General features: G+C 58.1%; 1 pseudogene. It reads left to right on the forward strand.

The features are described from left to right. A pseudogene (locus ACOCD2_RS24990) lies at positions 1–571 on the forward strand (AAA family ATPase); the annotation flags it as partial. Between the last annotated feature and the right edge of the window lie 42 nt (positions 572–613).

Raw genomic sequence — 613 nt, forward strand, 5'->3', positions numbered from 1 at the left:
CGCGTTCGGAGGCCTACTTTGTTTTCCCTCTGGCGCAAGGCACGCCGGGAAAACAGTGCGGCCTCGCGGCTACTGGGGTCTACCAGCCTTCGCTTCGCTCTCCATGGCTGGCAGCGAAGGCCTGTCCCTGAACGAGGTGGCGCATCTGCAGCGCCGTCTCTACGGTATGCCGGATCTGCGGTTGCGTACGGCCATGACAGAGATTCAGGAAGAAAAAGCCCAGATACTGGCCAAGGAAAGCGTGTTGCGTTTCTATCCGCCACAGCGCTCTCTGAAGGATATCGGTGGGCTGGAGAACCTCAAGGACTGGGTGCGCAAACGCGAGGATCTGTTTACCAAGGATGCCCTCGAAGAAGGCGTGCCCCTGCCTGCCGGTGTGCTTTTCATGGGCATCAGCGGCTGCGGTAAAAGCATGGCAGCCAAGACCATCGCAACGGCCTGGAACATGCCCCTGGTGCGCCTGGACATGAGTCTGGTCATGTCGGGCAGCTTCGGTTCGCCGGAGTATGCCTTCGAGCATGCAACCCGCATCGCCGAAGAGATTGCGCCGGTGGTGCTCTGGATACTAGAGTTTAGAGTTTCAGAGGAGAAAAACCACTAAAAATCTCAAAAA

Source organism: Thiolapillus sp., from assembly GCF_048562965.1.
GTDB lineage: Bacteria > Pseudomonadota > Gammaproteobacteria > Chromatiales > Chromatiaceae > Thiolapillus > Thiolapillus brandeum_A.